Origin of the sequence: Novipirellula herctigrandis (assembly GCA_007859835.1) — a bacterium.
GTDB lineage: Bacteria > Planctomycetota > Planctomycetia > Pirellulales > Pirellulaceae > Novipirellula_A > Novipirellula_A herctigrandis.
This window is the reverse complement of the sequence record SJPJ01000001.1, coordinates 847,551-874,302: the sequence shown is the minus strand read 5'-3', so window position 1 is coordinate 874,302 and position 26,752 is coordinate 847,551. Positions and strand designations below refer to the sequence as shown.

Genomic DNA, 26,752 nt, shown 5'->3' with positions numbered 1-26,752 from the left:
CGTTTTATGTTCGTTTCAAACCACGCTCTGGGAAACGTAGCTTCATGCTTGTCTCAAAATGCATTAACTAAACTCGAAGCTTCCCGACACGTTTGAGCGATCTGTTCGGCGCCGAGTCCCTGCTGGGCCAATAATTCATGGCGATCACCATGGTCAATAAATGTGTCACTTAGACCTAAAAGATGGATCAACCGAGTGTCCAATCGTTGCTGGACAGCGGATTCCAAGAATGCCGATCCAAACCCACCGACCTTTGTATGTTCTTCAAGAGTGATGACGAATTTTCCTTCGCTCATCGTTTCGCGAACCATTGCATGGTCGATCGGTTTGACGAACCGAGCGTTGACGACACCAACATTCAGTGAATGTTCCGTTGCGGAACTGAGTAATTCGGCTGTCGCCAATGCTTGATCCAACATCGCGCCACAGGCGACAATCGTGCCATCGCGTCCTTCGCGAATCCGCTCGCTCTTACCAATTTCGATCGGAGCGGGCGAATGATTCAATCCTAAACTTTCCAATTCAATGGCGGATGCTTTCGGATAGCGAATCGCAACAGGATGTTCGTGCGTCAAACCCTTGCAGAGCATCATGTCAACTTCCGCTGCATAGCCCGGAGCCATCACGACCATGTTGGGGAATAGTCGCAAATAGCCGAGGTCGTAGACGCCATGGTGCGTCGGTCCATCGGGGCCGGTCAACCCCGCTCGGTCGATCATGAAGACGACCGGCAAATCTTGAAGTGCTACTTCTTGGAAAATTTGGTCATAGCTCCGCTGCAAGAACGTGCTGTATATGTCGACGATCGGTCGCAGGCCTGTTTTGCATTGTCCCGCAGCAAACGCAACCGCGTGTGATTCGCAAATGCCAACATCAAAGAAGCGATCAGGGAATTGTTCGCGGACGGGTTCGAGCTTGTTTCCTTGGCACATTGCCGCAGTGATGATCGTAACCCGTTCATCTTCGGCCATGGCACGACTGATCGCGTTGCGGGCATGCAGTGTGAATGGCGGGCATCCGCTACTGGCCGTTGCGATCGGTTTGCCGGTTTCTTCTTGGAATGCAGGTGGCGTGTGGAAAAAAACGGGGTCTTCGGCCGCGGGTTTGTAGCCGTGTCCTTTTTCTGTCACGACGTGAAGTAGCACGGGGCCCTTCATTTCACGAGCCATCGCCAAGTATTTACGCATTAACGCAACGTCGTGGCCATCAATTGGACCGACGTAACGGATGCCTAATTCTTCAAACAACATGCCACCAAGCAGGCCTGCTTTGACACCCTCTTTCATCTGTGCCAATAACCGCTCGGTCGGGTCACCGAACATCGGGACACGATCGAGCAATCGGATGACTTCTGTTTTCAGGCCAGTGTAATAGGGGTTCGAACGCAATCGGTCTAAGTAGGTGGCAACGGCACCGACGCGAGGGCAGATTGACATCTTGTTGTCGTTCAAAACGATGGTCATATCTTCTTCGAGTTCTCCGGCATTGTTCATTGCCTCGAAGACCATTCCACAAGGGAACGCACCATCCCCAATCACGGCAACCGTGCGTCGTTTTTCATTGCCGTTCAGAACATCGCCACTACGAAGGCCTACCGCAGTACTAACGCTTGCACCGGCGTGACCCGTCATGAACAAGTCGTAGACACTTTCGTGCGGATTCGGATAACCCATCAACCCGCCCTGCGTCCGGATGGCGGGAAATTGGTGATATCGGCCAGTCACCAATTTATGCGGATAAATTTGGTGGCCCGTATCCCAGATCAATCGGTCGGTGCGAAAGTCGAACTCGCAGTGCAAAGCAATGCATAGCTCTACAACGCCAAGGTTCGAGGCAAAATGAGCCGTCCGAGTTGCCAACAGGTTGCAAAGCACATCGCGCGTTTCGGCGGCCAAGCAAGCTAATTCGTCACGCGACATCCTACGAAGAGGCGTCGCATCAGCGAGGCTCGCCAAAAGTGGGTGTTTTGCAGCTGCTTTTTCAGGGGTGTTCATCATCGTGTCCGCCAAAAGACGTTCCATCTAAATGTCAATTCAGTGCGTCCGTTGCAATACAAAGTCTGCTAACCGAGTTAACCGCCAAGCCGACTCGCCGAAAACAGCAACATGTTCACGAGCGGATTGGACGAGTTGTTGTGCCTTTGCCCTCGCACCGTCGATGCCCATCAACCCAGGATAGGTCAATTTGCCCTTGGCAGCGTCTTTTCCAACACGTTTTCCCAAGGTTTCATTGTTCGAAGTCCAATCGAGCATGTCGTCTACGACTTGGAATGCCAATCCTAAGTCACTAGCGTAATTGGAAAGGGCGAGCCGTGATTTCGGTATGGCTCCCGCAAAAATCGCCCCAAGTTCGAGCGAAGCCGAAAATAATGCACCTGTTTTGCGTCGATGGATCGATTCGAGGTGGGTTAGTGTACGCAAGGTAGGGTCGTTTGGAAGTCCATTTTCCGCCGGTTTCGGAGGCTGTTCGGCTGCCAAATCATCAAATTGACCACCGACTAGGTGAGCGGCCCCAGCGGCGCGAGCCAATACGTGGACCGCTTCGGCCGTTTTTGCGGGGGCAATATTTCGAGAAATGCTGTTAGAACAAAGTTGTGCGAACGCTTCGGCTTGCAGCGCATCGCCGACCAAGATCGCAGTTGGTTCATCAAATTCAACATGAACGGTGGGTCGGCCACGTCGCAAATCGTCGTCATCCATGGCTGGTAAATCGTCGTGAACGAGGGAATAAGCGTGAATCATCTCGATTGCGACTGCCGCGCCCATCGCGTCGGCAAATTGGCCACCACATGCTTCGGCTGCCATTAGCACCATTGCGGGACGGAGCCGTTTACCGGGGGCCAACACCGCGTACCGAATAGCGAGACCCAGTCGAGGGGGGCAACCATCCCCGAATTGGCAAGCCTTTTCAAGAGCATCTTCGATTAGTGGACGAAGATCATCCATTGCAGAGGGGTTTTCTTGATTCATGGGTCAAAACAGGCCGGGCACATCATCGTCGTCACCGGCATCATCGTCGAAATCCTCTTTACGAGTCTTCTTCGAACTCGGGTTGGTCGACGTCGTTTTGTTGGTTTTGGACTTCGCGTTTCGATTCTTTCGCCCTGCTTTGTTGGGTGACACCTCTGCATCGTCGTCGAAAGGTTCGGTGAGAGGATTTCCGTCAGAATCAAAGCCTGACAACAACGAAATTTTTCGCTCGGCCGACTGCAACAATTTGTGGCATTCGTTCAAACGCTTGATCCCAACTTCGTAATGGTTTAGCGATTCGGTCAGGCCAAGTTCACCTGATTCGAGTTCATGGACGATCCCTTCGACCTCGCCAATCGCGGATTCAAAGTCCATCTCGTCAGGATTGGTACCTTCGTCAGAATCCGAAGGAGACCTTTTCTTTTTTGCCATGTGTATTTTTGACAGCGTTTCGGTTACGACGTAGAGATGAAGTATAGAAAGGGTGATCAGATACGGCCCTTTTTTAATTGATCCTACGTATCAAGAAGATTCGCGGATCAGACAATCAACCGTATTTTAGCGTTTCGGTGAACGAGGCGAAATGCGTCTGGTTGCGTTTAACGTGTCTCATAAAACGATACTCATGTCTCGGAAGTCTCAACGAAATCGAACGACCAGTCCCCAGCGGTCGCCGCACGCCCCGAAAGCAGGTTCGGTAGCAGTCGGTCAGGTTGGCGATAATGTCGTTGAGACGGTTGAGCATGCTGAAGCGGTAATAACGCATGAATCGGTTATCGAATCCGTGGCGATAAGGGCGGAAGGACCGGTTGAGACGGAAGAACTTGGTACCGCCGAAAAGTCTGGCAACATTGAAGAAGCCAGTGCCGCTGATCTGAAAGAGTCCAGTTCGGTTAATGATCGCCTCGTCGAAGCGGTTGTCGGAAACTCATCGCTGCTGTTGCAGCTTCTTGCGGATGTCGACGAGCTGCGTCAATCGGTTCAACGTGAACCGGATCCCGTTGCGTCTTCGGAACCAATTGCGTCGCCAGTGTCCGCAGACGATTTGCTTGAACTCGAATCGCTTCGCGACCAAGTTTTCGAGCTGACCGCCGCGAACCAGCGAATGCAGGAAGACTACGATGAACTCGAGCAGCAGAACGCACATTTAGCGGCAAAAGTCGCTAGCCAAGGCGTTAAGAAATCACTCGAAACGACTTCCTCCGATTCAAACGAGTCACTTTCGTGGGAAGAACGTAAACAGTTGATTCTCCGTCAAATGGAAGAAGATTCGTTTGACGCCGACGACTTTATTAGCAACACGATCGAACAGCACTTAAAAGACGACGCCGCAGCGGAAAATACAATCGACGATCCGGTTGCCTATGTCAACGATTTGAACGAAGAATTATCGCGGCGCACCCGAGAACTGGAGCGTCGCGAGGACGAGATTACGGAGCTCAATCATTTGCTCGAAAATCGGCCTGATTCAAGCCAATCGGGGATCGCCGTCGGTGCGGCCGCGATCGCAGGGATGATCGACGGTGACGAGCTAGTCCGCGAAGAACGCGAGCGTTTGCAACAATTGCAAGTCGAATGGGAAGAGAAGTTCCGTCAATCGGAAATCGAATTGTCGCTCGAGCGAGCTAAGTTGTCGCGTGAACGGCAAGAGTTGTCAAAACAAGCGGCGGGGTTAGAAGAACAGCTCGAACATCTTCGTCACGAATCAAGACAAAACGAGCAAGCGGACGGGCATTCAAGAAAATGGCTCGCCAAGCTAGGTCTGGCCGGTAACGATTCCTAGGGAAACCAGCGTCATCGATCCGTCCTCTGGCGTAAGCGGGGAAGGGACTAACGGCGTGGCTGTAGGTTAGGCAAGTTGTGGCAATCTGGAATCGAGAGCTTTCCGAGGGGCGTGCCGATCGGATTCGGTTCACGGAATTTCGAAAATTCGTGGGCCGCCGCGTGAAAGCCAGCGTTTTCTGTGTGAAAATACCATGAAAGCGCAATAAACTCGCTTTCCAAGGCAGATTAAAGTTGCATAATGTTGAACAGCTATTGTACGAATTGCGTACCACTTGCACGTTTCTATCTGTCTCGGTGCTCAATACCCTGTTCCTTTCTGTGACAAATTCGATTTCCCGAATTGCTTTGGTTGCCTACTTGGTGGGTGGTTGGCTTTTGCCCGCCTCGCATCATCATGTGCATCCACAATCGGACGTTTCGCTCGAGACGAGCGTTGCGGCCACGGCGGATGCTTCTTCGGAAGCGATCTGCTCGGGGCATTGTTGTTGCAGTCATCAAGAAACTGCATCGGTAGAATCCAAACAACAAGAGCTTTCACAGATAGAGCCGTTCGGACGCTCCGCATGTAACGGTTTGTGCGCTCTGTGCGCTGCTCGGACTTTGACGAGCCAACCGGTCCGGATCGTTTTAAACGTCCCGACGGGCCCGCATGTTTGCGAAAATGTTCGTCCCGACGATCGGCTCGTTGCGCTGCAAGAAGAACGAAATGGCATTTCGTCTCGAGGACCGCCGGTATTGGTTTGAAGTTTCTACTTGTCTTCATTCCTGTTTTTCTACCGTTGATTCTTGAAAGAGTATTTTTATGCCTTGCCGATACCTAATGCGCGTGCCGAATCGCATTCGAAACAACACGCGAAAGTCTGCATTTACCCTGGTTGAACTCCTGGTCGTGATCGCGATCATTGGCGTTTTGGTCGGGTTGCTGTTACCAGCCGTACAAGCGGCCCGCGAAGCTGCTCGCCGAATGAGTTGCAGCAACAATATGAAGCAACTGGGGCTTGCGATACACAATTACCATTCCGCTTTTGACCAACTGCCAATGCATGGTGGTGGGACCTGGGTCAATGGGACACCGATTGGAAGTGATCTTACGAACCGGATGGACTTGTCTATCTGGGTCGGCTTGACGCCATTTTTTGAACAGCAGTCGTTGTGGGAGCAAATCAGCAATCCCGCCGAAAACGCGTCAGGCGTTCCCAACCCTTGGCCAGCAATGGGGCCCGAAACGAACCAAGCCAACTATGACCCTTGGGTCACGGAAATTCCAACGTTGCGTTGTCCAAGCGATCCTGGTGTCGGATTGCCAGCGATGGGGCGGACTAACTATGCAGCATGTTTGGGCGATTCGTCCTACTACATGGACAAAGGTCCTTTGGGGATCGTTTCGGATTCGACCGTGACGATTGCCAATTTAGGCGTTCATGGTCAAGAGTCTCGCGCGGCTTGCCGCGGTGCATTCGTCGCTCACAGCAGTACACGATTCCGAGATTGTCTTGATGGTTTGTCGACCACAGTATTCGTTGGAGAAGTTGCAACGGATCTGGGCGACCGCGACATTCGAACCATTCCTGCGGTCGGTAACGATTCGGGTGCAGAATCGGTTCGCGAAGAACCGGATTTGTGTCAACACGAAGGGTTCGCCGACCCAGTGCGTCCGCAGTTTTGGATTGCCGGCAACCCGCCCAACCTCGCTGCGGCTAATCAGGGCCGCGGATACCGTTGGGCTGCGAGTGGTGCGGCGTTCTCAGCGGTGAACACGATCTTGCCTCCCAATCGCGAGCTCTGTTTCGACGGGGCGACTGCTAGTAGTACTGGGATCGCGTCGGTCAGTAGTCGCCACCAAGGTGGTGCCCATATCGTAATGGGTGACGGTGCGGTCAAGTTTATCACCGATTCGATCGAAGCGGGCGACGTTCATCACGGCAACGTATGGTTGTCTGGAACGGGCGAAAGTGCCGCTGGATCGAAGAGTCCCTACGGATTGTGGGGAGCGATCGGCACGCGAGCTAGCAAGGAAGTGATCAGCGATGATTTTTAACCGCCGCCGACGAGTGTGACTAATTCCACTTCGTCGCCGTCGTTGACCATCGTCGCCGCGTATTCTTCACGCGGGACGACATTTGCGTTCACCTCAACGGCCAAATAGTTTGGCGGAACGTCGACCGTGTTGAGCATACGCTCGACACTCATCGGCGATTCGATTTCGACCCTTTGGCCGTTGACAGTGATGTGGATCATCGCTTTTGAACCCTCGGGGTTAATCGTCGAACGCTGCGTCAAACGCAATGTTGCTTGGCGAGAAGTCGAGTTTCTTGGTGAACTCACAGGCTTCTTTTGCACCAAACGTTCGTTCCATTCCACTGTCTTCCCATTCGATCGACAGTGGGCCTTGGTAACCGATTTCGTTAAGGGCTCGGATGATCTCTTCGAAATTCACTCCACCGCGACCGGGGCTGCGGAAGTCCCAACCACGACGTGAATCGCCAAAGTTGAGATGGCTGCAATTGATTCCGGTCCGGCCGTCGAGCGTCACAATCGCATCTTTGATGTGGACGTGGTAAATGCGATCGGGGAATGCGCGAATAAATTCGACCGGATCGACACCTTGCCAAATCAAGTGGCTGGGGTCGAAGTTGAAACCAAATTCTTTGCGATGATCAAGCGCCTCAAGCGCTTTTTGAGCCGTGTAGATGTCGAACGCAATTTCGGTTGGATGAACTTCGAGTGCAAAGTTGACGCCGCATTCGCCGAAAACATCCAAGATCGGGTTGAAGCGATCGGCCAACAATTGGAATCCGTCGTCGATCATGCTTGGGGGAACCGGTGGGAACGAATAAAGCAGGTGCCAAATGCTGCTGCCCGTGAATCCGTTGACCACATCCACGCCGAACTTCTGGGCGGCGCGTGCGGTTTGTTTAAGCTCCTCGATCGCTCGCTCATTCACCCCGGCTGGGTCGCCGTCACCCCAAACGTAGTCAGGAATAATCGATTGATGGCGAGCGTCGATGTTGTCCAATACAGCTTGGCCGACCAAGTGAGCACTAATGGCGTGGCATTGGAGTCCGGCGTCGTCCAGGAATTTCCGCTTGTTATCGCAGTAATCGTCTTCCGCCATGGCTCGGTCGACTTCAAAGTGGTCGCCCCAGCAGGCGAGTTCGATACCGTCGTAGCCGAATTCGGCTAACATCGGTGCCAATTCGGCCAGCGGCAGGTCGGCCCATTGGCCGGTAAACATCGTGACAGGTCGTGCCATTGCAAAAGTCTCCGTGTTGCAAAAGAGGGGAAAGAGGTGGGAAGGTGGATATTGTGACTTTGCTAGCTCTCTGCTGCAACAACCCATAGAAAAAGGCGAGAAGCCCCCTGCCTCTCGGAGCCTCCCGCCTTGAGTTACAAACAAATGGAAGTCTCGAACTACGATCGGAGACTACCGCGACTGAGTCGTTTGCACTCGGGGTCAAAGAAGTATCCATGCAGGTCAAGCCCGGTGGTGTGGCCTTGTGGATGCCGAGTGTCGCCATTTTTCCCAAATTGTCTGGCTCGAGGTCTCCGCGACACTTTCGATTGTTTTGGGGCACGTCGAAAGGCGGGTTAGTTTTTCTTGGGTGATTGGGCAATCAGAGCGAGTGGAAAAATAAAGCGGAATCGGATCGCAATTCGCGGCTGCCCCACTCGGGGAAAGAAAAAGCTTGGATATGAATCGCAAAAAGTGACTGGCGGTTTGCGAACTGTTGTTGTCGCCGCCATCAAAAGACCGTTCACCCCGCACAGGAATATGAGGTGACCGACCGACCCGAGGGCAATGGACTCCGCTGAGGTTCCGTTTCACGCGTCGGAAAGGTAAATGGCGAATGCGACATGCGGGGATCGTGGCAATCAAATCGGTCCCCATGGCCCATGGGCGGTTCGAGACGTTGCAAGCGGAACGCCACTTTGCGGGGCGCGGGACGGCGAAATCCCGACAGGAATCGATCTGCTACGATTTGGCGATTGTTCACAATCCCGACGACAAGGATCTTGCGCCGCCGGACTCAAAGGCTCTGTAAAAGATGATCAAGGCAGCCGAGTCGGTCGGTATTCGTGCGGAATGGGTGACTTGCCAAAATGCAGGCCAGTTGATGAAATGCGACGCGCTGTTTATTCATGGAACCAGTTCCATAAACCACCACACCTATCGGATGGCGCGATGGGCTGAACGTGAAAGGTTAGCGGTGATGGGCGATCCGCAATCGATCATCCGTTGTACAAATAAGGTCTACTTAGCGGAGATCTTGGAGAGAGCCAAAATCGATACGCCAGCAACGATCGTGGTTCCCCGTGGCAATGCGGACTAGATCTTGGCGGTGACCGGTTTGCCTTGTGTCTTGAAACGTCCCGACAGTGCATTGTCGCTCGGTGTGACCAAAGCAGAGACCGAGCACGAGTTGGCTGAAAAACTCGATGCGATGTTTGCAGATTCGGAATTGGTGATTTCCCAGGCGTTCACGAGGACTGACTTTGATTAACGAATCGGGGTGCTGGATGGGCGAGCATTTTTGCCTTCAAATGGCATGTCGCGCGTCGCCATTGGCAAATCGCTAAACATGGAGCCGAAGGAAAACGATCCTTCGGCCGCTCCGAAACCTTGTTGGTCGAAATGGCGCCGAGGCGAGCGATTCGTATCGTTGTGAAAGCAGCCCATTTGATCGGCGATGGACTTTTCGGCGTCGACGTCAAAGAGAGTAACGGCAAGTTTTTCATTGTCGAGGTGAACGATAGCCCGAGCCTCGACAGTGGTGTGGAGGACGCGGTTTTTGCGAGAAGATTTGTATCGCCGAATGATGGAGTCGTTTCTGCGAAGAATCGAACGGGAACAGTCGAGGGGCACAGCGATATGAGTTCAAAGCAAAGGCGTCAGTTGTTTGTAGTGTTCGGTGTGGAACTTGAGTAGGTCCTGGTCGACCGAGACGATGGTTCGGTTCGTAGTCAAGTCGATCAAGTTTTTAAAGTGTCTCGCCAAAACGATTGCAGCAGCCGCATTGACGGGGGTGAATTCCCCTCGCTGATAGTTTGCAGCCAAGCCAACCAATGGTGCCTGAGTCGCTAATCGCAGAACGATTGAGTGCGGCTAGGCAGTGTCAAGCAATGGCTTAATTGGGCTTGGAGATTCGATTAAATCTTTGATCGTTACACCAACGAAAATCGCCTCGGTTGCTGCGTAGGCTTTGTCGATTGTGTCGTGCAGCGGACAGAGGTTCGTGTGACTCTCTCTGTTTAACGGGCATTTGTGGATCCGTTCCATTGGTGAAACGGCATTGACCACATCGAGGATTGTAAGCTTATCGATGGGTTGGCAAAGTTCGTAACCGCCTCCCGGTCCAGGGCGTGAACGCACGAGCCCCTCAACCGCTAAGTCTTGCAACACTCTCGTCAAATAACGCCGCGGCACTTTGGTTTGCTCGAACAGTGCGTCCGCTGAGGCCGGCTTCCCGACTCGACTCCCCAAGCATGTTATCGCTCTGAGTGCATACTCGGCGGTTTTGGAGAGCATCGTCGTATCCTACTTAGTTTTTTTAAGGAGTAGTAATAACATGCGTGTGGGTTTGGACGCCGCGATACTGTGCGGCAAATTCGCCGACATGTGGACAAACGTGTTCGCTTGCGAAGCGAATTTTTCGTCACCCACTTTGACCGTGGCCTCGCCGTCCAAGAACTGCAAGATTGCTGGCACCGCCGCCGTATGTTCAGACAACTCTTGCCCGGCCGCAAATCCAAACAGTACCACTTTTAACTGGTCATCCTGATAAAGCGTTTTGCTAATCGTGCTATTATCAGGGATCTCTACCTCTGATGCTAGGTCAAGATAGGTTGTTGCCACCATTAAACTCGGTTCCTTCGGTTTGGAAACCCATAAAAATGTAACTCCGGAAATCTTCACGTAAGAGTGTAGATTGGTCTTCGATATACCGCCATCGGTTATTCCGGACATTGCTCGAAAATGCTATTCTGGCGGCTCGCTCCAAACATCCTTCCTCCCTCCCTGTGAAGTTAGCTGTGAACCGTTCTTCGACCAATTTGACTGAAAAGAAGCAATCTCGGACCGATTTGGAGGTCAAAGACGCGCAATTGATTTTCAACTCCGTCTTGAAGGACCTTGAAGCCGAATATGGCCGCAACCAGTTGCGGTTCCCCAAAGAGTTGATTCTGCTTGGCGGGGCGCCGGGGGCCGGAAAAGGGACTAATACCGATTATATTCGCAAAGTCCGCGACATTACGTCCAAACCGATCGTGGTCAGTGCACTGCTGGACAGCCCTGAGGCAAAAGCCATCAAAGCGCGTGGTGGCATGGTCGGCGACCGCGAAGTCATCGGGATTTTGTTCCGCGAACTACTCAAGCCCGAACATCAAGCCGGTGCGATTCTTGACGGATTCCCTCGGACCAAGGTCCAAGTGGAATGCCTCAAAATGCTCAACGATGAAATGAAGTCGCTACGCCGCGAACACGCTGGGTCGCCCGAACAGGTTCACTTCAAGCAGCCTTGTTTCCACATCATGGTGTTGTTCGTTGACGAAGCCGAAAGCATCTCGCGACAAATGACGCGTGGACGGCAAGTGATCGCGCATAACGAGGAAGTCAAGCGAACGGGCACAGGAACGCTTTGGGAAGAACGCCCGACTGACTTCAATGAAGATCTCGCTCGGAACCGCTATCGTGTGTTCAAGGAACATACTTACGACGCGCTCGTTTCGCTAAAGCAGATTTTCCATTACCACTTCATCAACGCCCAAGCACCGATGGAAGTGGTGAAGGACAACATACTGAGGGAGCTAGAGTATCAAAGTTCGCTGGAGTTGGACCCGCACACGTTCCATTCGGTTTCGCGGATTCCGTTGGCGAGTGACATTTTGTTGCACGCCCGCCGCGACTTGGTGAGCCGATTGGACGCCTACGCAATGAATCATAGCGATTTGTTTGAGCAGGTGATTGAGTTGATCGAGAGCAAGATGATGCCGATCGTGATTCGCCACGCAATTTCCGGTTACTGTAGCATCAATACGGAATCGGAATTGTTTGGTAATCCGTTGTCCTTGAAGATGTTGATCGACGTTTTTTCCGAACGAGGCTTTCACGCCAGTATCGACTTGCAACGGGATCAGATTCCGGTCCGGTTTAATTTGAAAACAGGCGAAGTGGTTTGTAGCGAAAAGAAAGTGTATCGAATTGCAATCCGGTTCCGAGGTTCCGAAATCCGGCGCGGGTAAGAAGAGGCAGTGGATCGCGTGCCTGTTGGAGTCTAGCGTTCCGCAGCGTCTCCATTTCCGAAACCGAGCCAACCCCAGCTTTGATTTGAGGGAAACGCTAGGCTGCTGTGCGATCTTCGTCAGCTGAATCGGCTTGCGTTGATCTCTCGCCAAGCGAATTTTCGACGGGTCCGATCAATTCGCCCATTTCGCAATCGTGTGAACGTGGCGACTTTGGCTTTCGTTCGGATTCCATGCGATCAAAAATGCCTCCCAGAAATTTCGGGTGGAAGCAAACGTACGCCCAGCTCAGTCCGAATGCGGCTCCGCCACAAACATCACTCAGGTAGTGGGCTCCCGAGAACATTCGCTGCAGCATCACTCCCACCAGAAAAATACTGAAAATCCATCGGCCTCGTGGCAGTACGGCCCATAACCCGACAGCGAACGCGGTTGCCGTTGCCATGTTTCCGCTCGGGAACGCTCGCGTGCTCGAATCGAACGCCGCGACTCGGTCAAGCGACCAATCAAAGACCCATCGCCACGCGATATCGTACGATGCCAATTCGAGGTTGAATGTCCCTGGACGTTCACGAAGAACGAACATCTTCACGATCGTTGCAACCGCGCCGGCGCCCATCGCTAGCACTGCCAAACGCGATATGTAGCGGCGGCTACGAGGGGCCATGAGAAGAATACAGAGCAGGATCAGGAAAATGCCCATCCCGTGTGAGAAGAAACTCGTTAAATCGAGCAATTCATCGATTTCGCGAGGCAGCTTGACTCGGGCGAACCAACGACCCACGGAAACGTCAACGAGCGTCAACATTGGGACGCTAAGAAGAGCAATGCCCGAGATCCACATCAAACTTGTTGTGCGGAACGGGGCGAATTCGTCAGCGTGAGCGCCTCCGAACATCGACAATTTGGGTCGTAATTTCGTGTTGTCACTTGTCGACATGGGACAGCCGAATGGTGTAGGGATGAAGCTAGAGAGGAACGATAAGGTTGGCACGTTACTGAATAAGAAGCCTGCAAGGGAAGATCAATCAGACGCAGCCAACCCCGTCGTCATCGCCAATTCGGGGGAATCCCCGTGGGATCGATGTTTTGGCGAGCTTCGTTTTGGCAGGTATTGGTTCGGCGATCATGGCGGTTGGCACGCATGTTGTTTTGGTGGCATATTGTCGCATTTCACCAACAGAAACCGTGGGAAACTGGTCTAGTCCCCGTTGCAGAGGATTCGCTACGTTGCCAGCAATCGGTTGCACCGCTGTGCGACCAAGAGTAGAACTTATGATGTCATTCTCGTTCGGATGGCATTGAATTATGGATGGTTATGAATGGGCTTGCGAAGAGGCCCGCTCACGGAGGAGAGACATGCAAACGATAAAAACTGCTGCAATCGTCGTTCTATTGATGACGGTGATGTACGGAGCATATGTCTCCCTCACCACCCCCCCGGACACGCTGCCCCCGGAAGTCGCTGAATTGGTGATGGATGGCTCTGGGTTCGATATCGAACATGGGCTTCCCGAATCGCTCGGTGGATTAGAAATCAACACGGGTGTACCGGAGTCTGGTTCGGGGGCTTCCGGTTTTGCTGTTTCCTCGGGCGTACCCGAGGGGCAAGCCTTACCACCGGGTCAAGGAACGTTTGCAAGAATCGATTCTGCTGGAACTCCGGCGGGTACATTCGCGTCGCCATACTCGCCCGCTGGGGAGGTTGGTTCCGAGGCGATCGCTGACGCCAATTCCTACGCACTCACCGGTGGTGTTTCGGCTCAATTGAGTGACAGTGATGAACGGTCTGATTTGACGATTCATCAGCCCGATGACAACGACATCCCCAATCACAACACGACCATCGCATCGTTAGCGTCCGCTAGCACCCACAAGGCTACGTCGCCCAAGGGCGCGCCAACGCAATATCCTTCGACGAACATGTCGTTTGAATTGCCCGAACCTAATCAAGCATCATCAGGTCAAGCGTTCGATCCATCGGCTGCGAGTGCGACTTCGGTGACAGCATCCGTAAGTGATGATGCGTCAAGTATTCAAAACCAAGTGAATATCGAATCCGCAGCCGATCTCTCGGCGGCTAGCTCGTCCCATACGAACATTGGTTTGGCCAACGCATTCAAAGCAGCCGACGCACAATATGCATCCGATCAACGCAAAGAGGCGTTGGCGACGTTGAGTCTATTTTACAACACACCGAATTTGAGCCCCGCCGAACGGGAAGAACTGCTTGGCCGGCTCGATCCTTTAGCGGCCGAAGTGATTTATTCGAAACGGCACCTGCTCGAACAAGCCTACCGCATTGGTCATCATGAAACTCTGATGCAAATCGCCGTTCGTTACGAGGTTCCTTGGCAATTGCTTGCGAATATTAACGGCATCCAAGACCCGATCACCGTGCTGCCAGGAACGGAGTTAAAAGTGGTCCGCGGACCCTTTCGAGCGGAGGTCGATTTGACGCGTCTTGAATTGACGTTGTTTGTCGGCGAACTCTACGCGGGTCGGTTCCCAATCGCAGTCGGCAACGATCCAGCACCCCAACCGGGAACGTTCACGATTCAGGACAAGCAATCCGAGCGAACCTACTATGACGCCAATGGTACGGCGGCTCCTCCGAATAGCCCAAATAATCCGTACGGGACTCTGTGGCTGGATTTGGGTCGCCAATTGTGCATTCACGGCAGTCCCTATGCGACCAAGCCGAGCCCACAAGGGTGTATTAGTGTGGCAGCTGATTATGCGGACGATTTATACGGCATTTTGACACAGGGTTCCTCAGTCACGATTCGCCGTTAAAATGCCGACTCGTCCCACTGAAGACAAAAACCCTAAAGAATGAATCTCGAATGAGTTACGATCGTGACGCGTTAATGGACCTCCTTCGCACCGAGGCCTTGGCTCGCGGCGACTTCACGCTAGCCAGTGGCAAGAAGGCGTCGTATTACCTTGATTGTCGAAAAATTACGCTCCATCCCAAAGGAGCCAATTTGATTGGTCAAGGGATGCTTGACGTGATCCAATCCGGATCTGAAATGCCTGATGCCGTCGGTGGGATGGCGATCGGGGCGGATCCCATTACCGCATCCATCGTCACGATTGCCGGGCAACGCGATTTGCCATTAAAAGGTTTCATGGTTCGTAAAGAGGCCAAAGGGCATGGGACCGGCAAGCAAGTCGAAGGGCCCGTCGAAGCTGGTCAAAGCGTTGTGATTGTGGAAGACGTGATCACCAGTGGTGGTAGCGCGATCAAGGCAGTCGAAGCAGCGGAAGCATTCGGTTTGAAGGTGCTCTACGTGGTTGGGATTATTGACCGTTTAGCAGGCGGCGCCGAAGCATTCGCAGCCAAGGGCTTGGAACTCAAGACGCTTACGACGATCCGCGACTTCGGAATTGAACCCGCATAAACACGGAGGTTTCGCCAACCGTGATGCGAAAGGCGAAGGTGAAACATTCACTCTCAACGGTAGTGATCAAGGACGATGGAAACTTCGCTTCATCAACAACTCAAACGCTGTTACGCGGCGGATGAAGCGGATACGGAAGTCGTGCTGGGGGCCTATCGTATTGACGTCATTCGCGATGACGAATTGATTGAAATCCAATGCGCGGGATTGTCAGCAATCCGAGACAAGTGCCGTGACCTTCTGAAGCGTCATCGTCTGCGCGTGGTCAAGCCGGTCATCGCGCGGACGCGAATCGCAAAAGCAGCCAAAGCGGGCGGACCGATTAAATCGAGTCGAATGAGTCCCAAACGCGGCAACATTCTCGACGTTTTTGAGGATTTGATCTACTTCACTCGAGTATTCCCGAATCGCAATTTGGTTTTCGAAGTTCCCATGGTTCACGTCATTGAGACGCGAATCCCAAGCAAGCGTCGCCGACGGCGCTGGCACAAAGATTATACGGTCGCTGACGTCGCACTCGAATCGATTGGCGAAACTTACGAATTTACTCAAGCAGCTGATTTGTTAGAACTCGTCAACATCCCCGTGGGGACGACCGAGTTTAACACTTCGGATCTAGCCCGATGGATCGATCGACCTCGCTGGGTCGCTCAAAAAATCGCGTACGTGCTCCGGCACATTAGCGCGATTGATACCGTCCAGCGAAAACGCAGCGGAATCGTGTACGCCTGCAAAGAAGTTGAAAACGGATCTCGCCGATCCAACGCTGCGTAACTCCTTCGCCGTTTGTTCATAACGGGTTTCAGCACTCAGGACGATTCGCCGGTTCCGCCGTCACTTTGGTTTCGAGCTCTCGCTCAAGTTTGGCGATCTTTCGCCGCACGAATCTCGCTTCATCGTCGAGTTCTTTGAGGCGTGTTTGCAATCGTTCCAGTGACTTCTCCGGCGATGGGCTGATCACTCGTTCGAGGAAATCGAGCAGCACCAGTGCTCGCAGCACCTTCATTGCTGTGCCACGAAGTCGATACATCCGCGCGACTTGGTTTAACTGAGATAGTCGAACCAGTTTGGTGATTCCAGTCGCCCGGAGCAAACGAAGGGATCGGAGAAACGAAAACAGTGGCAATAAGATGATCGCCAAATCGATCCAGTGCGTTTTGCAATATTTGATCTTCTTTTCGGCAAGCGAAACCATAAGAATGAATTCACCAGCGAAGCAGAACCATATCATACCGGTGGAAAAGTGCAGTGCGAATCGCAACCATTGGTAGTCAGCGACTTGCGACTTCAAAAAGAATTCGATCAATAACACAGGCAGGATTAGGAGAGCGATTCCGATCATCGGCAGGCTGAATTTTCGCTCCAACCGCCGGCGCATTCGCGCGTTCGCTTTTCGCCATCCCAATTCCGGTAGCCATAACCTCTCGCCCATCACAAGACTGCGGGCGCACATCCTTAGCGAAGGGCACAGACAAAACAGCAGCGAGAAAAAGTGAAACCGAATGGTCGATCGATTCCATGGGCAAGTGACCGCGTGAAACATCGATTCGAGAATGATGATTGGCCAAATCAACAGCATCAGGTTGATGGCGAACGCTTCAATTCGAAGAGACGTTGGATCGGGTGTGTAAAATTGTGGGGTTTGGGAGAACTCGCCTGTTTCAGTCACGCCCGATTCAATCACGGCGGTTTCCAAAGCAGTCGCCTCGATTGCCAAGTTATTGCGAAGGTTTGGAACATCGACCCACATTACCACCAAAACGGCCTGGCAGACCAGGAACGTGAGTGACAACCAAAACATCAACGGCGCAGTATGAACTGCGATCAATGTAAGAGCGGCTTGCTTGCGGATGGTTGTCATTTCAGTTTTTGTTCGTTGAGGCGTCTAGCCTTGAGCCACTTTGACCATAAATGCCCGACGCTTGAGGGCTCAACACCCTCCTTTAATGTAGTGAGCATTTGCGGAAGTGAGCTGCGAATATTTCTAAGGTTGATGTCGGTCAGGACGGGTTCTTGTCGACGATCGCCGTACGTCGCTTTGGAAAGTGCTTCAGGGGCACAAACGTCCATCTTCAAGGCCCAAGTCAGCGTTTCACTGGGCGCTGCGTTTGCCACCTTCGTAGACTCTCTTAAATTGACATTTACGCACTCTTTTCCTCACAGCACCTATGTTTTACCGAATATTGTTCGCCTGCGGCTTCGTTTTTACTGTCGCTTCTCCCACTTTTTCTGCTCCACCGAGTGGTGAGCCGCTGCAAGCATTGACTTGGAACCAATGGCGAGGTCCCAACCGGGATGGCCAAATTTCCACTCTCCGCTGGCCCGACAAATTTGAGGGACATCTCGAGCTTGTTTGGCAGCAACCACACGGTCCTAGTTATAGCGGTCCCGTGGTAATGGACGGCTTGGTCTATACCACAGAAACGATCGCCAAGAAAACCGAGCGTGTCACCGCACACAGCCTAGCCGATGGAACGATCGTTTGGGAAAAAGAATGGGACGGGGCGATGGCGGTGCCGTTTTTTGCCGCGTCCAATGGCGATTGGATTCGCTCGACACCGATCGTGGTTCCGGATCACTTGGTCGTATTTGGTATGCGAGATGTCTTGGTTTGCCTTGACCCCAAGACGGGTGCGGAAAAATGGCGAGTTGATTTTCCAAAGGTCATGGGGACTCCGCTCCAATCGTTTGGAGCGGTTTGTTCGCCTTTGATTGACGATGACGCGATCTATGTGCAAACCGGTGGCGCATTGGTCAAACTGGCTTTGACCAGTGGCAAAGTGATTTGGAAGACGTTGCAAGTCGAAGGTGGGATGAGCGGGGGTGCGTTTTCTAGCCCCACGCTCGGTGTCCTCGGTGGCGTCAAACAATTGGTCGTGCAAACGCGTGAACAACTTTGTGGCGTCTCGCTTGACGATGGTGCTGTGCTATGGAATGAACCAATCGAAGCGTTCCGCGGGATGAATATTTTGACGCCGCTTCTGGTTGGTGATGCGATCTTCACGGCGGCCCACAGTGGAAAAAGCCAATTGTTCAATGTCATTCGTTCCGAAAATGGACAATGGAATGTTGCGGAAGCGTGGTCGCAAAAAACACAAGGTTATATGTCGTCGCCGGTATTAATCGGTGATGCAATCTACCTGCACCTCAAAAATCAGCGACTCGCGGCACTAAGTGTTGCGGACGGCAAAATTCGATGGACCAGTTCTCCGTTTGGCAAATATTGGAGCATGATTGCCGCAGGTAACAAAATACTCTGTCTCGATCAAACGGGTGACTTGCGATTGATCGCAGCGGACAATTCAGAGCTAAAGGTGCTCGACCAAATTCGCGTGGGCAGTGACACATGGGCTCATCTCGCTGTTGAAACCGAACTATTGATCATCCGCGATCTAGCGGCATTAAAGGTGTACCGTTGGAAGTAGGTGGCGAACGGAGTGAAGATTCCTTTCCCCTTAAATTTAAATACGAACCCTATCCAAATACGAAACCATGAGCTCTGTTAAACAACAATATGTCAACGCTAGCGAAGCCGACGTGCTTGAATCCATCAAGCAGCGATGGAGTCCCTATCGATTTGAATCTCGCCCGGTCGAGGACGGAAAAATTGTTTGTTGTCTTGAAGCGGCACGCTGGGCGGCAAGCAGTTTTAATGATCAACCTTGGTCGTGGATCGTTGCACGGCGTCAGGAGAGCGAAGCGTTCGATGCAATGGTCGGATGCTTGCTAGAATCCAATCGGGCTTGGGCCAGTCGTGCCGGTGTGTTGATGATCAGCGTTACACGTAACACGTTCCGCCAAAACGGAAAACCGAATCGCGTCGCACTGCATGATCTTGGACAGGCCGCGGCCCACATGGCGTTGCAGGCGACACAGTTGGGGCTTCAGATTCATCAAATGGCGGGGATCAATCTCAGTGCAACGAAGCTGCAATATGACATTCCCGATGGGCACCAAGCGCAAACGGCGATTGCGATCGGCTATCCCGATTTCAGTAAGCCGGAAAGCGACTTTGATAGACAAATGCACAACCGTGAAACGGCTCCACGGACGCGATTGGGTTTAAGCGAGCAGGTGTTTTCCGAAAAATGGGGCGTTTCAAGCGGTTTAGTGGAGGCGTAAAACAATGCGGGATAGGTTGACTTTTACGATTTCATCCAACGGTTGTCGTATTTGGATCGGTGTCGAAAAACCGGTCATCGACGCTAGGGTGATTTATTCTCGGCGTCCTTCGATGTACACTGAAGCAATATTGGGACATACCTCTTTTTGACAAATCTAAACTCTTGAGTTGTCGCTCTGTGTCGGATAAATGGAAATCAGGAATCGCGTTCTCGCAACTTACCGATGTTGGAATGCGTCGAGCGAACAATCAGGATTCCTTGGCATGCTTACCGGCATCCAGTGGCGAGCGGTTTGCCGATCGTGGTCACTTGTTCGTCGTCGCCGACGGAATGGGGGCTCATGCTGCTGGGGAAATGGCTAGCCGTATCGCAACCGACCACATCGCGATGCAGTATTTCCGATCCATTGAGGGAAATTGTGCCGAGGCTTTGCGGGTGGCTGTCGAAGAAGCGAATATTGAAATTTTTCGGCGAGGACAGCAGAACCCCGAATTCTACAACATGGGTACGACCGCCAGTTCGTTGGTGCTTTTGTCGAGCGGTGCTCTGATTGCCCACGTGGGTGATTCGCGAATCTACCGCTTGCGTAATGGCGTTCTCGAACAATTGACTTTCGATCATTCGTTGGTTTGGGAATTTGAAGCCAGCGGCCAAATGGAACCAGGCAGCGTTCTCGGCCAAGCGATTCCCAAAAACGTCATCACTCGCTCGCTTGGTCCGAATGACGTCGTCAACGTCGATATCGAAGGTCCATTTCCGATTCAAGTCAACGACTGCTTTTTGCTATGCAGTGACGGTTTGAGCGGCCAAGTCGAAGACGAAGAAATAGCGACGCTATTGGATTGTTTGCCCGAGGATTTAGCGGCGCGTGTGTTAGTTGACTTAGCCAATTTGCGTGGTGGACCTGACAATTCCACTGTCATTATCGTTCGCGTTGACGAATCGTTTACCAATGCATCCAACGATGCCAAACCATCCAACAAGCGTCAACGAAACTCGCAATCGGCCGTTTCGCCACTCTTGATTGGCACGGTGGTCAGTTGTTTTCTTGGCGCCGCGGTGCTTGGGGGGATGGCAGCGTTTGGGGTGAAGGAAGCGTTGGGACCCATGGTCGTTGCGATCATTTTGGGGTTGATTTCCGTCGCCGTTTGTTTGGTGCAGTATTTCCAATCGAGTGGGAATACGTCACGCAAACCTCTGCCGCAAGTTCCTGGCGGAAAAGGGCCTTACCGTCGCTACAACGCTCAGCCAACGAAGGAATTATTCGAACGCCTTGGACAAACGGTCGAGGAGTTACGAGAAGCGGCCAACCAGAGGAATTGGTTGATGGATTGGAGGAAGATCGACGAGCTTAAAAAACAAAGCGCCGAAGCCTTGGCGAACAAAGACTCTAAGGCTGCGATTCGACTTCAAGCAGAACGGATCATCGAAACGATGCATCAACTCCGCGAATTGAACAATCGAGCTGCCAACGAAACCGCGATTGATCATTAGTCAATCTCGCTAGCATCCACGAAGCCAGCGGACCGGTGTGGCCCGCCATGCGGCTGTGTACGCTGGTTACTGTACCTTGCCCGCATTTTGCGTTCCCGCCTGATTTTTGGAAACCGTTTACCGCGAGAAAGCGGCTCGCGCGGCGGTCCCATCTTCGTGAGTTTACCGACAGTGATTCAAGAAGGAAGCTCGCAAGTTTGGGTTGAAAGCCTCTGTTCCTACCTAATGATACGCCATGAACGCTATCCATTCTCGACGTCATTTTTTGCGGCTTGCTCCAATGCCGCTTGCGTTTCCAGTTCTTGATTTTCTAGCCCAGGATTGCCGAGCTGCGGAATCGATGCAGCCGCTAAACCGGTTTCCTCGCATGGTGCATGAGTACTTTGTGAATCAAGTGCAGATATCAGCCCGCCGTGGTGAACGCGCGTTTTCGAAAGTGACTGACGAAACACAGGCGACCGAGTACCTCAAAAAGACAAAAGCAAAGATCCGCGAATGTTTTGGGCCAATGCCTGAGCGGACACCCTTGAATGCACAAATCACAGGGGTTGTGGAGCGCGATGGTTACCAGATCGAAAAACTGATTTACGAAAGTCGACCCGGTTTTCCGGTTACGGCAAACCTATACGTGCCTACGAATCGGAAATCTCCGATGCCGGGTGTTGTTGGGACCTGTGGGCACTCGCAAAACGGCAAAGCAGCCGAACCCTACCAAGCTTTCGCTCAAGGACTAGCACGGCAAGGATACGTTTGTTTGATTTATGATCCCATCGGACAAGGTGAGCGTTCACAATACATCGACGATGACGGCCACTTGAGATTAAATGGGACCGTGCGAGAACATCTGATGTGCGGAAATCAGCAGTTCTTGGTTGGCGAATTCCTGGGCACTTGGCGTGCCTGGGACGGTATTCGAGCACTGGATTATTTGTTGACTCGAGACGAGGTTGATCGTAATCAAGTTGGTGTCACCGGCAACTCGGGTGGCGGCACGATGACAACTTGGCTATGTGGTTTGGAGTCGCGCTGGTCGATGGCGGCTCCGGGATGCTTTGTCACCACATTTGCCCACAATATGGAAAATGAATTGCCAGCCGATACGGAACAGTGTCCGCCCAAATCGCTGGCTCTTGGTCTCGATCACGCCGACTTTTTAGCCGCAATGGCTCCCAAGCCGATTGTGATTTTGGCCAAGGAACGGGATTTCTTCGATGTGCGTGGTGCCGCCGAAGCTTACGACCGATTGCGACGTCTCTATGCATTCTTCGATAAGGAAGACCAAATCAGCTTGTTTACTGGACCCACAACCCACGGTTACTCGCAAGAGAATCGTGAGGCAATGTATCGTTGGTTCAATCAGGTAACCCGCGTCTGTGATGCAACCAGTGAACCTGAGTTAACAATGGAAGCAGACGAGACTCTATGGTGTACTGCCAAGGGCCAGGTTGGATTGCAGGACGCGAAGAAGGTTTTCGATTTCACGCGGGAAAAGTCACTTGAACTTGCAGTGAAACGTGATCCGGTCAATGCCGACACATTGCCAGACAAGGTACGTGAGGTGTTGAAACTGAAACCACGTTTAGAGGCGTCGCCGCCGTATCGGGTTTTACGCGCCGGGCCAAAGCGAGGCTATCCGTTGCCGTATAACGCAACGTATGCGGTCGAGACCGAACCGGGAATCCTTGCTCTGGTCTACATGATGAGCAACGAGAGGTGGTATTCACGTCCACCGCAGGATACCGAGAAGGCGATTCTATACGTCTCGCATCGAAGCAGCGATGTGGAATTGCGTACCGAAGCGTTGATCCGTGAAACGATCGAAGACGAGCCGGATGCGAGAGTCTTTTCGGTCGATGTTCGCGGCGTTGGCGAATCGCAGCCGAACACCTGCGGAAACAATACTTTCGACGATCCTTATGGCTGCGATTACTTCTATGCGATCCACAGTTTGATGTTGGACCGGCCCTACTTGGGGCAAAAGACCTATGACGTTTTGCGAGTGCTCGACTTTTTGAAGGAAAACGGTTTCACCCAAATTCACTTGGTGGGGAAAGGTTGGGGGGCGCTCGCGGCCACTTTTGCGGGGCTGCTGAGCAATTCGGTTAGGCAGATATCGCTCAAGAATGCGCTGACTTCGTACGCGGATGTTGCCGAGCACAAAGAATACAACTGGCCGCTCGCGACATTGTTACCGGATGTACTATCCCATTTCGACCTGCCCGATTGCTATCGAGCACTCCAATCGAAATCACTTCGACTTATCGAGCCTTGGGACGCTAGTGGCGAGCCCTTGGGACGCTAATGGCGTGCCCTTGGGACGCTAATGGCGTGCCCTTGGGACGCTAATGGCGTGCGGTCTGAATGAAATGACTGATGGAACCGAAGCTGCAACGCCAGAGGACAGTGCGGTGGGGTGCCGTCGAAGGTGGCTGGCTTTCAACCGATCATCAGCAACGCAATATACGGAACAAGGTTGAATACCAAAAACATCAACTTGAATAGGCCGAGGAAACAGTAGATCGCAATCGTGAAGACGTCTTTCGATATCGGAAAGAATTTGTGCTGCGTTCGGTAGACGGCATCGGGGGCGATTACGCATGCCCCAATCCAGAACACCAACAAGCTTCCGTTGAGGATGGTGCACCACATAAAGAATGACTGAAGCATCTCAATGTTCATGATGTTCTCGCTTTTTTTGTGTCAAACGTGTTTCCAACGCGGTGTGTGTCGTCGAACAGGAAAATTCAAACGTTCCGGTAAATGTCTCGGTCCATCGAAGTTGCGCCTTGAAGTCCGCAAATACGAACCGCAAATTGAACGCACCGATCGAGGACGTTTTGATAGGGAAGGTCGCGAAGCAATCCGTCAATCGTTGCAGCGGCAAACGCGTCACCGGCGCCAACGGTGTCGACCATTTGTGGTGGTTTGGGGGCGGCCGCAAAGACGGTTTCGGTTGGGGTAACGGCGTAGGCGCCTTTTGAGCCGCAAGTGATGAAATAGACTTCACCTCCGTATTGCCCGCGAATTTTCGCAACGGCCGCTTCGATTTCTTCCGTCTTTGTGATGGGCATCTGAGTGAGTTCGCTCAGTTCGTCGTCGTTAAGTTTGACGTACTTCGAACCGGTGATCAGCGACGGTAACCACGCGGTATCGAACCAGGGTTTGCGGATGTTGATATCGACAAACCGAGGGATCGAATCGTCTTGAGCGAGTTGCTTGATCGTGTGACGTGATTGGTCTCCGCGCATCGCGAGGCTGCCGTAATACAATAGCGAGAAACCTTCGAGCGAATCGGCAAACGGTGGCGGGCTGATGAAGTCCCAGGCCGATGGAAAGACAATCTCGTAACTTGGTTGGCCATCCTTGACAGTGACATCGACCACGCCTGTCTTTTGACTGGGTAGCGTTTGCAGGCCCTTGGTGTTCATCCCCCATTGGTGCATGCGATCGGCCACGAGATGCCCCGCCGGATCGTCGCCCACAGCGGAAACGAATTGGGGGGCCAGCCCGAGTCCTTGTAAGTTCCATGCGACGTTAAAGGGGGCTCCGCCGAGGACACTGCGTCCATCCGCAAATTGATCGAAAAGAACTTCGCCGACGATTAGTGGTGGTAATCGATCTTGATCAATTGACTTTGACATGTGTTCCTTTTTTCGTTTTCACGTTGGAAACCATGTATTGTATCGGATCGCCGAGCAAGGAATAGGTTGTGGGCCATCATTGCGTATGCAAAAAGCTTGGCCTGACTAGCGCAGTTGGTAAGACAATTCGCAGGTGGTTGCTTGGAAGTCGCAGGGTTGCTTGGAAGATTCGGTTCACATGCGTTGGTCTATTCGCAATGTCTTTGAGTGGACGCCGTATTCATGGATCGCGTTTTGAATCGCTTCCTCGCCGAGATTCTCGAAAAAGCCATACCATGAACCTTTGGGGCGAAATCCCAGCCCGCCTGCCATGGCCGATTCGATATCCTGTGGACCTGCTGCGACGTTCTCTTGAAGCAACAAATTCGCCTCGGTCCACATGGCAATGCTGAGTCGTAGCAGCACTTCGCCGTCGTCTAGCTGGCGGATTTCCCGCTGGTAACGTTGGCAAATTGCCAAGGCGTCAGGTGACAAATCCGTTGACCGCGTGCCGTCGTTGTAATCATAGAAACCGCCGCCTGCGGAGCGGCCCAGGCGGCCGGCTTTGATCATCGCCGGCAAGATCGGTGATGGGTCAATTCGAGTTGGGAACGCTTGCCAATAGACTCGGCCCGCATCAAACATCGTCCTTGATCCGATCAGGTCAATCAGTTCCAGTGGCGAGAGTGGCATGCCGAATGCGATTGCGGCGGCTTCGATTTGCTGCGCCGTCGCACCTTGCGACAGTAGTACCGTCGCTTCGTTCAAGTAGGGCGATAACATTCGATTGACGATGAACCCGGGCGAATCAGATGCGATCAGCGGCGTTCTTCCAAGGCGACGAATGTGGTTTTCGCCGATGGTGATTGTTTCTTCTGATGTGGCAGGCGTCCGAATCAGTTCCACCGCATCCCGGTCGATCACGGGCATGAAGAAGTGCATTCCGCAAACGCGATCGGCACGCGAGAGTGTTTGAGAAATCTCGTTGATGCGAAGGGTCGAAGTGTTGCTACACAGAATCCAATCGGCTGATAACTTCGTTTCGGCCAACTCAAAAAACCCCCGCTTGATTGCTAAGCGTTCAGCGATTGATTCGATCAGGATCGGTGTCAGGGAGGTTGCTGATGGCGTAATCCAAGGGGCCCTTGGATGCAGCGTCGCGGCGGGCATCCCAAGCGGACCGGTGTGAATTTCCGAGATGATCCAATCGGTTGAAGGGATCGAAAGGCTATCGAGGGCTGTTTCAAGAATGCTCGCGTCTTGATCGATGACGGTGACAGCGATGTCTTGAGCCAAGTGAGCTTCGAAAATCGCACGCCCAACTACACCCAAACCTACGAGCGTAATCAGCGGCGTGTCGTCCATGAAAAGCAAGCGGAATGAGAAAGTGTTGGTTTGAAACCGACGGACGCCCGAGGCGTCGCACACTTACTAATCAAGGCGACTATGGCCTGAACCCCAGCGCAGATCAACCTCGGAGATTTTTATGGAGCGACCGTGGCGAGACAAATTCGTTCAACCGTTCTTCAAGCACCGTCAATTGCTCGGTCATCCATTCATCAAAGCGATCGGTTGACTCGATCGACAAGGTTGCAGTCAATTCGTTCCAATTCCCGTCGTCGGGTTTTGGTGTCAGGTTTTTGCTTGAAGTCGTCATTGGAGGAGTCTCCTTGGGTCGCGTTCCATCGCAGATTGATAAGGTAAGCTAACCACGAAAATGATGAAAGGTGAAGCCGCAATATTCTTGTCGTCGTCCGCTTTCACTCACTTAGACAACTGCGATTCCAACTCGGTTCACTGCAAGCGGTATGCCTATGATCCTTTGTTTGCCCGTTGTTTGGACGTAAGTCCATAACATTAAAGGCTTTAAGTTAAATTTGGGATTCTGGCTGCCTGTTTCTTGCGTTATCAAAACGACACTCCATGTCGCAAAATGCCAACAACACAACCAATCCCGCCTCGTTATCGGCCAATTTGGCCCCACAGGTCAAGTATATTCCATTAGGAGGTAATTAGGAAGGAAACAACACCTGTGGTCCCTTCGGTTTTTTTAGAAAATTCAACTCGCGAAGACTGGCTAAATTGTCCTGATTGAATCGGTGCCTGTAAATTTGGCA

Annotated in this window: 26 protein-coding genes; 13 read left to right on the top strand and 13 right to left on the bottom strand. The window is 52.5% G+C overall.

Features of this window, described 5'->3' with window-relative positions:
* Positions 1-53: 53 nt before the first annotated feature.
* From dxs to xseB, 3 genes are read right to left on the bottom strand one after another with little or no spacing between them, the layout of a single operon-like run.
* A complete protein-coding gene (gene dxs, locus CA13_RS02945) occupies positions 54-2,021 on the bottom strand; it encodes a 1-deoxy-D-xylulose-5-phosphate synthase (protein WP_419193868.1) in 1,968 nt (655 codons plus the stop codon).
* Positions 2,022-2,033: 12 nt separating this feature from the next.
* Positions 2,034-2,945 carry a polyprenyl synthetase family protein gene (locus CA13_RS02940; RefSeq protein WP_419193867.1) on the bottom strand — a complete coding sequence of 304 codons (912 nt, stop codon included), beginning with the start codon at positions 2,943-2,945 and terminating at the stop codon, positions 2,034-2,036.
* 27 nt (positions 2,946-2,972) lie between these two features.
* On the bottom strand, positions 2,973-3,401 hold the full coding sequence (gene xseB / locus CA13_RS02935) for an exodeoxyribonuclease VII small subunit (protein WP_146394528.1): 429 nt from the start codon (positions 3,399-3,401) through the stop codon (positions 2,973-2,975).
* 193 nt (positions 3,402-3,594) lie between these two features.
* Here xseB and CA13_RS02930 point away from each other — a divergent pair, with 193 nt between their 5' ends.
* Positions 3,595-4,752 (top strand): coiled-coil domain-containing protein, encoded by a 1,158-nt coding sequence (locus CA13_RS02930; RefSeq protein WP_146394527.1) that lies wholly within the window; start codon positions 3,595-3,597, stop codon positions 4,750-4,752.
* Positions 4,753-5,556: 804 nt separating this feature from the next.
* Entirely contained in the window at positions 5,557-6,792 is a 1,236-nt protein-coding gene (locus CA13_RS02925; protein ID WP_419193866.1) for a DUF1559 domain-containing protein, read from the top strand.
* Here the strand turns inward: CA13_RS02925 and thiS are convergent.
* Positions 6,789-6,992: a sulfur carrier protein ThiS gene (thiS, locus tag CA13_RS02920; protein WP_146394526.1), complete on the bottom strand. Its 204-nt coding sequence runs from the start codon at positions 6,990-6,992 to the stop codon at positions 6,789-6,791. The genes CA13_RS02925 and thiS overlap by 4 nt on opposite strands.
* A gap of 19 nt (positions 6,993-7,011) precedes the next feature.
* Positions 7,012-8,007, bottom strand: a complete 996-nt coding sequence (locus CA13_RS02915; protein WP_146394525.1) for a sugar phosphate isomerase/epimerase family protein — start codon at positions 8,005-8,007, stop codon at positions 7,012-7,014.
* Between the two features lie 793 nt (positions 8,008-8,800).
* Between CA13_RS02915 and CA13_RS02910 the strand changes: the two genes are divergently transcribed.
* From CA13_RS02910 to CA13_RS02905, 3 genes are all read left to right on the top strand, one after another.
* The gene (locus CA13_RS02910) at positions 8,801-9,085 is read left to right on the top strand and encodes an ATP-grasp domain-containing protein (RefSeq protein ID WP_146394524.1); all 285 of its coding nucleotides are present in this window, start codon (positions 8,801-8,803) and stop codon (positions 9,083-9,085) included.
* Positions 9,086-9,094: 9 nt separating this feature from the next.
* A complete protein-coding gene (locus CA13_RS34570) occupies positions 9,095-9,256 on the top strand; it encodes an ATP-grasp domain-containing protein (protein WP_419193865.1) in 162 nt (53 codons plus the stop codon).
* 131 nt (positions 9,257-9,387) lie between these two features.
* Complete coding sequence (locus tag CA13_RS02905; protein ID WP_146394523.1) at positions 9,388-9,681, top strand: hypothetical protein; 294 nt, start codon at positions 9,388-9,390, stop codon at positions 9,679-9,681.
* 177 nt (positions 9,682-9,858) lie between these two features.
* Here CA13_RS02905 and CA13_RS02900 read toward each other — a convergent pair whose 3' ends face one another.
* Both CA13_RS02900 and CA13_RS02895 read right to left on the bottom strand, forming a co-directional pair.
* The gene (locus tag CA13_RS02900) at positions 9,859-10,281 is read right to left on the bottom strand and encodes an RrF2 family transcriptional regulator (protein WP_146394522.1); all 423 of its coding nucleotides are present in this window, start codon (positions 10,279-10,281) and stop codon (positions 9,859-9,861) included.
* A gap of 9 nt (positions 10,282-10,290) precedes the next feature.
* Positions 10,291-10,611, bottom strand: coding sequence for a cupin domain-containing protein (locus tag CA13_RS02895; protein ID WP_146394521.1), 321 nt, complete (start codon positions 10,609-10,611; stop codon positions 10,291-10,293).
* Positions 10,612-10,784: 173 nt separating this feature from the next.
* On the opposite strand from CA13_RS02895, the gene CA13_RS02890 reads away from it, so the two are divergent.
* Positions 10,785-11,993, top strand: a complete 1,209-nt coding sequence (locus tag CA13_RS02890; RefSeq protein ID WP_146394520.1) for a nucleoside monophosphate kinase — start codon at positions 10,785-10,787, stop codon at positions 11,991-11,993.
* A gap of 97 nt (positions 11,994-12,090) precedes the next feature.
* Here CA13_RS02890 and CA13_RS02885 read toward each other — a convergent pair whose 3' ends face one another.
* Positions 12,091-12,933: a phosphatase PAP2 family protein gene (locus CA13_RS02885; protein ID WP_146394519.1), complete on the bottom strand. Its 843-nt coding sequence runs from the start codon at positions 12,931-12,933 to the stop codon at positions 12,091-12,093.
* 419 nt (positions 12,934-13,352) lie between these two features.
* Between CA13_RS02885 and CA13_RS02875 the strand changes: the two genes are divergently transcribed.
* The 3 genes from CA13_RS02875 (at position 13,353) to CA13_RS02865 (ending at position 16,171) form a co-directional block, all read left to right on the top strand.
* Positions 13,353-14,789 carry a L,D-transpeptidase family protein gene (locus CA13_RS02875; protein WP_146394517.1) on the top strand — a complete coding sequence of 479 codons (1,437 nt, stop codon included), beginning with the start codon at positions 13,353-13,355 and terminating at the stop codon, positions 14,787-14,789.
* Between the two features lie 50 nt (positions 14,790-14,839).
* Positions 14,840-15,397, top strand: a complete 558-nt coding sequence (gene pyrE, locus CA13_RS02870; RefSeq protein WP_146394516.1) for an orotate phosphoribosyltransferase — start codon at positions 14,840-14,842, stop codon at positions 15,395-15,397.
* 75 nt (positions 15,398-15,472) lie between these two features.
* Positions 15,473-16,171 carry a DUF8091 domain-containing protein gene (locus CA13_RS02865; protein ID WP_146394515.1) on the top strand — a complete coding sequence of 233 codons (699 nt, stop codon included), beginning with the start codon at positions 15,473-15,475 and terminating at the stop codon, positions 16,169-16,171.
* Positions 16,172-16,199: 28 nt separating this feature from the next.
* Here CA13_RS02865 and CA13_RS02860 read toward each other — a convergent pair whose 3' ends face one another.
* Positions 16,200-17,258, bottom strand: a complete 1,059-nt coding sequence (locus CA13_RS02860; protein WP_146394514.1) for a potassium channel protein — start codon at positions 17,256-17,258, stop codon at positions 16,200-16,202.
* Positions 17,259-17,565: 307 nt separating this feature from the next.
* Between CA13_RS02860 and CA13_RS02855 the strand changes: the two genes are divergently transcribed.
* The 4 genes from CA13_RS02855 to CA13_RS02840 all read left to right on the top strand — a co-directional run bounded on the left by CA13_RS02855 (position 17,566) and on the right by CA13_RS02840 (position 23,317).
* A complete protein-coding gene (locus tag CA13_RS02855; RefSeq protein WP_146394513.1) occupies positions 17,566-18,822 on the top strand; it encodes a PQQ-binding-like beta-propeller repeat protein in 1,257 nt (418 codons plus the stop codon).
* Between the two features lie 67 nt (positions 18,823-18,889).
* A complete protein-coding gene (locus CA13_RS02850) occupies positions 18,890-19,519 on the top strand; it encodes a nitroreductase family protein (protein ID WP_146394512.1) in 630 nt (209 codons plus the stop codon).
* Positions 19,520-19,683: 164 nt separating this feature from the next.
* Positions 19,684-21,015, top strand: coding sequence for a PP2C family protein-serine/threonine phosphatase (locus CA13_RS02845; protein ID WP_419193864.1), 1,332 nt, complete (start codon positions 19,684-19,686; stop codon positions 21,013-21,015).
* A 235-nt stretch (positions 21,016-21,250) separates the two neighbouring features.
* A complete protein-coding gene (locus CA13_RS02840) occupies positions 21,251-23,317 on the top strand; it encodes an alpha/beta hydrolase family protein (protein WP_146394511.1) in 2,067 nt (688 codons plus the stop codon).
* Positions 23,318-23,451: 134 nt separating this feature from the next.
* Here CA13_RS02840 and CA13_RS02835 read toward each other — a convergent pair whose 3' ends face one another.
* From CA13_RS02835 to CA13_RS02820, 4 genes are all read right to left on the bottom strand, one after another.
* Positions 23,452-23,694 (bottom strand): DUF6868 family protein, encoded by a 243-nt coding sequence (locus CA13_RS02835; RefSeq protein WP_146394510.1) that lies wholly within the window; start codon positions 23,692-23,694, stop codon positions 23,452-23,454.
* Between the two features lie 65 nt (positions 23,695-23,759).
* A complete protein-coding gene (locus tag CA13_RS02830; protein ID WP_146394509.1) occupies positions 23,760-24,656 on the bottom strand; it encodes a carbohydrate kinase family protein in 897 nt (298 codons plus the stop codon).
* Between the two features lie 174 nt (positions 24,657-24,830).
* Complete coding sequence (locus CA13_RS02825; protein ID WP_146394508.1) at positions 24,831-26,000, bottom strand: 3-hydroxyacyl-CoA dehydrogenase; 1,170 nt, start codon at positions 25,998-26,000, stop codon at positions 24,831-24,833.
* A 103-nt stretch (positions 26,001-26,103) separates the two neighbouring features.
* On the bottom strand, positions 26,104-26,292 hold the full coding sequence (locus tag CA13_RS02820) for a hypothetical protein (protein ID WP_146394507.1): 189 nt from the start codon (positions 26,290-26,292) through the stop codon (positions 26,104-26,106).
* Between the last annotated feature and the right edge of the window lie 460 nt (positions 26,293-26,752).

Excerpts from the sequence above, each read along its gene's own strand:
- CA13_RS02930 (WP_146394527.1), top strand. The coding sequence starts at position 3,595 with ATGTCTCGGAAGTCTCAACGAAATCGAACGACCAGTCCCCAGCGGTCG.
- CA13_RS02850 (WP_146394512.1), top strand. The coding sequence starts at position 18,890 with ATGAGCTCTGTTAAACAACAATATGTCAACGCTAGCGAAGCCGACGTG.
- dxs (WP_419193868.1), bottom strand. The coding sequence starts at position 2,021 with ATGGAACGTCTTTTGGCGGACACGATGATGAACACCCCTGAAAAAGCA.
- CA13_RS02925 (WP_419193866.1), top strand. The coding sequence starts at position 5,557 with ATGCCTTGCCGATACCTAATGCGCGTGCCGAATCGCATTCGAAACAAC.
- CA13_RS02820 (WP_146394507.1), bottom strand. The coding sequence starts at position 26,292 with ATGACGACTTCAAGCAAAAACCTGACACCAAAACCCGACGACGGGAAT.
- CA13_RS02915 (WP_146394525.1), bottom strand. The coding sequence starts at position 8,007 with ATGGCACGACCTGTCACGATGTTTACCGGCCAATGGGCCGACCTGCCG.
- pyrE (WP_146394516.1), top strand. The coding sequence starts at position 14,840 with ATGAGTTACGATCGTGACGCGTTAATGGACCTCCTTCGCACCGAGGCC.
- CA13_RS02910 (WP_146394524.1), top strand. The coding sequence starts at position 8,801 with ATGATCAAGGCAGCCGAGTCGGTCGGTATTCGTGCGGAATGGGTGACT.
- CA13_RS02825 (WP_146394508.1), bottom strand. The coding sequence starts at position 26,000 with ATGGACGACACGCCGCTGATTACGCTCGTAGGTTTGGGTGTAGTTGGG.
- CA13_RS02860 (WP_146394514.1), bottom strand. The coding sequence starts at position 17,258 with ATGACAACCATCCGCAAGCAAGCCGCTCTTACATTGATCGCAGTTCAT.
- CA13_RS02875 (WP_146394517.1), top strand. The coding sequence starts at position 13,353 with ATGCAAACGATAAAAACTGCTGCAATCGTCGTTCTATTGATGACGGTG.
- CA13_RS02905 (WP_146394523.1), top strand. The coding sequence starts at position 9,388 with ATGGCGCCGAGGCGAGCGATTCGTATCGTTGTGAAAGCAGCCCATTTG.
- CA13_RS02835 (WP_146394510.1), bottom strand. The coding sequence starts at position 23,694 with ATGAACATTGAGATGCTTCAGTCATTCTTTATGTGGTGCACCATCCTC.
- CA13_RS02830 (WP_146394509.1), bottom strand. The coding sequence starts at position 24,656 with ATGTCAAAGTCAATTGATCAAGATCGATTACCACCACTAATCGTCGGC.
- CA13_RS02885 (WP_146394519.1), bottom strand. The coding sequence starts at position 12,933 with ATGTCGACAAGTGACAACACGAAATTACGACCCAAATTGTCGATGTTC.
- CA13_RS02855 (WP_146394513.1), top strand. The coding sequence starts at position 17,566 with ATGTTTTACCGAATATTGTTCGCCTGCGGCTTCGTTTTTACTGTCGCT.
- CA13_RS02940 (WP_419193867.1), bottom strand. The coding sequence starts at position 2,945 with ATGGATGATCTTCGTCCACTAATCGAAGATGCTCTTGAAAAGGCTTGC.
- xseB (WP_146394528.1), bottom strand. The coding sequence starts at position 3,401 with ATGGCAAAAAAGAAAAGGTCTCCTTCGGATTCTGACGAAGGTACCAAT.
- CA13_RS02840 (WP_146394511.1), top strand. The coding sequence starts at position 21,251 with ATGAACGCTATCCATTCTCGACGTCATTTTTTGCGGCTTGCTCCAATG.
- thiS (WP_146394526.1), bottom strand. The coding sequence starts at position 6,992 with ATGATCCACATCACTGTCAACGGCCAAAGGGTCGAAATCGAATCGCCG.
- CA13_RS02895 (WP_146394521.1), bottom strand. The coding sequence starts at position 10,611 with ATGGTGGCAACAACCTATCTTGACCTAGCATCAGAGGTAGAGATCCCT.
- CA13_RS02865 (WP_146394515.1), top strand. The coding sequence starts at position 15,473 with ATGGAAACTTCGCTTCATCAACAACTCAAACGCTGTTACGCGGCGGAT.
- CA13_RS02900 (WP_146394522.1), bottom strand. The coding sequence starts at position 10,281 with ATGCTCTCCAAAACCGCCGAGTATGCACTCAGAGCGATAACATGCTTG.